Raw genomic sequence first — 2479 nt, 5'->3', positions numbered from 1 at the left:
AGGTAAAGCTCCCTCAGATTGGTTAATTTAGCGATCGCCTCTGGTATCTGGGTTATTTGGTTGTAACTGAGGTCAAGCGTTGTCAGATTGGTTAATTGGGCGATCGCCTCTGGTATTTCAGTTAATTCTACTCGAGTTAAGATAAGTTCCTCTAAATGTAGTATTTGCGTTACCACATCGGGAATGCTCTCTAAAGGATTGCCACTAATATCCAACTTACGCAAATTAGGCAAATCCAATAGTTCGAGTGGAAGCGTTTTTAAATTGTTGCCTGAAACCTTTTCGAGATAGCGGTTTCCTACATCTTCATAACCTTTAACCTTCTTTCCCAAAATCAAAGACTCAAGCTGCTGCAACTGACCAATTTCTACAGGTAACTCAGTCAACTCCTGACCCGACAGGTCTAACTCTCGCCAACCCTCAGCCACCGCCCGATCTATCAGTACCAACAACTCATCCTGCGTCATAATTCCAAGGAGAAGGGTAAAAGGAAAGAAGATTGATGAAGATTATCTTAACTCCTGAGAAACTCTTTGCTGTAGCAGTAAAGGTTGAAGACACCAAAAATAGTAAAAATAAAATCACGGTAGGGTGTGTTAGGCGCAGACTTAAATATGATTTGTAATGAAAAATACTTGAAAAGCGCCTAACGCACCGCTATCTAAATGGTGCGTGATAGCAAAGCCGTAACACACACCAAACAAGGTTTTATCGCGGTTGTTATGTAACCCGTGACTAAAAATTAACTGTATCTCTTGCTGTGTCAGTATCTTGGCTCGGCCGTGCCGATTGATTTTCATTGCTCTAGCTGTAGACCCTGTATCACAGCCTACAGCTGATGTGACTGCTGTTGTATTTGTATAAGAGTATTTTGGACTTCCTTCAAAATCCGCTCTTGCTCCTCTCGCTCCTGTCGAGCTTGTTCGGCAAATTTCCGGGCTTGTTCGGCAAATTTCCGGGCTTCCTCAGCAGCCAGTCGTGCTTCCTCCTGTGACTGCCTGATTTTTTCAGCAAATTTCCGACGATCCTCCTGCGACTGTCTGAGTTCTTCGGCAGACTCCCTGTACCCCTCGTGTAACTGTCTGAGTTCTTCGGCAGACTCCCTCTGCTCCTCTGAGATTTGCCTCTGTTCTTCTGCATTAGAATTGTTTAGCTCTTGTTTTTTAAACAAATTTTGTGCATCAAACATATATTTGTCCATTTTGCATCACCTTATCTTTTAGTATTGCAAATCTAACCACGCCAAACCTAGCCACTGACTAACCCGGAGCATCGCGACATTTGTGGCTAACATCGCGACATTTGTGGCTAACGTCGCGACATTTGTGGCTAACGTCGCGACATTTGTGGCTAACGTCGCGACATTTGTGGCTAACATCGCGACATTCATAAAGAACATCACGACATTTGTGGCTAACGTCGCGACGTTCTTTATGAATGAGACGATATTCACCACAAACGTCAAAGCAATAGTAAAGACAGAGAAATTATAGATCCCCGACTTTTTAAAAAAGTCGGGGATCTGTCCCCTCGTGGACTACTAGTCGCCTGGTAAAATATATTACTTAAATAAAATTACTTAGGAGTACAAAAAAACAGCTATAAAATAATACAAAATTTCGTGAATTTTCCTGAGCCAGAATCTAGCTTTCGTAAGCCAAGCTAATACTATAACAATTTAACACAAGTATAAATTTATGCCTCGCCAAAAACGGTCATCCCGCGTTCTCAAAAAAGCTCAGTCAAGGTTTTTGGGACTCAAAACTATTAATCCAAACTTAGATTTTGGCAATGCTGGTAACTTGCAAAATCTCACACAAAAAATACAACAGTTAGAGGCTAAACTTAATACTTATAATTCAGCTCTAACAGTCATCGACGCTTCCAAAATAGATATTGAACTCCTGGAAAAAGACTTAAGCTCTCTGTGTGAAAAGTTACTAGTTGCAGTTGGTCTAGAATACGGTCAAGATAGCCAAGAATATATGATGGCTGGCGGTGTTCGCACAAGCGATCGCATCCGTAAAAGCAGAGCTAGCCGGTTAAAAACTTCTCCAGCTTCTCCAGAAGAAGTACCGACTGAGAATGTTGAAATTGCTTAAAAAAGAACTTTAAAACCCCCGGATTTATCCGTGGGGTCAATTCAAAATTCAAAATCCTGTTAGAGGTTGACTTATTTTTCCTCAGATTCTTTAAGTCGCTCAATCATAAAACTGATTTGGGCTGAGACTGACCGCTTTTGCTTATTGCAATACTGCTTAAACCAGTCAAATACTGGTTCTGGAATTGTGACACTAGTCCGGCTCATTTTTTCAGTCAAAGCACTATTTCCTCATTCGACATATCCAGTATAGCTATTGTTCTACTGAATATACAGTTAATCAACATAAATATTTTAAAGTGTATTCTAAATAAGATTGAGTCGTACTGAAATTGTGGGATCGGGGATCGGGGATTGGGGATTGGGGATCGGGGATCG

At 41.2% G+C, this 2479-nt stretch carries 5 protein-coding genes and 1 pseudogene; 1 reads left to right on the top strand and 5 read right to left on the bottom strand.

Annotation, left to right across the window (positions count from 1 at the left end; all coding sequences use genetic code 11):
* From B4U84_RS11445 to B4U84_RS30520, 4 genes and pseudogenes are all read right to left on the bottom strand, one after another.
* Positions 1-467: leucine-rich repeat domain-containing protein (locus B4U84_RS11445; RefSeq protein ID WP_131118898.1), on the bottom strand; the 467-nt coding region annotated here is incomplete at its 3' end.
* 222 nt (positions 468-689) lie between these two features.
* Positions 690-800: pseudogene (locus B4U84_RS31585) on the bottom strand (site-specific integrase); the annotation flags it as partial.
* Positions 801-829: 29 nt separating this feature from the next.
* Positions 830-1201, bottom strand: coding sequence for a hypothetical protein (locus tag B4U84_RS11435; protein ID WP_131117894.1), 372 nt, complete (start codon positions 1199-1201; stop codon positions 830-832).
* Between the two features lie 18 nt (positions 1202-1219).
* Positions 1220-1453: a hypothetical protein gene (locus B4U84_RS30520; protein WP_207390923.1), complete on the bottom strand. Its 234-nt coding sequence runs from the start codon at positions 1451-1453 to the stop codon at positions 1220-1222.
* A 244-nt stretch (positions 1454-1697) separates the two neighbouring features.
* Here B4U84_RS30520 and B4U84_RS11425 point away from each other — a divergent pair, with 244 nt between their 5' ends.
* Positions 1698-2102 carry a hypothetical protein gene (locus B4U84_RS11425; protein ID WP_017313217.1) on the top strand — a complete coding sequence of 135 codons (405 nt, stop codon included), beginning with the start codon at positions 1698-1700 and terminating at the stop codon, positions 2100-2102.
* A gap of 71 nt (positions 2103-2173) precedes the next feature.
* Here B4U84_RS11425 and B4U84_RS11420 read toward each other — a convergent pair whose 3' ends face one another.
* A complete protein-coding gene (locus tag B4U84_RS11420; RefSeq protein ID WP_017313218.1) occupies positions 2174-2308 on the bottom strand; it encodes a ribbon-helix-helix domain-containing protein in 135 nt (44 codons plus the stop codon).
* Between the last annotated feature and the right edge of the window lie 171 nt (positions 2309-2479).

It is taken from the genome of Westiellopsis prolifica IICB1, from assembly GCF_004323185.1.
In the GTDB taxonomy this organism is placed as follows: Bacteria; Cyanobacteriota; Cyanobacteriia; order Cyanobacteriales; family Nostocaceae; genus Pelatocladus; species Pelatocladus prolificus_A.
Note: the sequence above shows the minus strand (reverse complement) of the source record. Positions and strands in the feature narration are given on the sequence as shown.

Excerpts from the sequence above, each read along its gene's own strand:
- B4U84_RS11435 (WP_131117894.1), bottom strand. The coding sequence starts at position 1,201 with ATGGACAAATATATGTTTGATGCACAAAATTTGTTTAAAAAACAAGAG.
- B4U84_RS11425 (WP_017313217.1), top strand. The coding sequence starts at position 1,698 with ATGCCTCGCCAAAAACGGTCATCCCGCGTTCTCAAAAAAGCTCAGTCA.
- B4U84_RS11420 (WP_017313218.1), bottom strand. The coding sequence starts at position 2,308 with ATGAGCCGGACTAGTGTCACAATTCCAGAACCAGTATTTGACTGGTTT.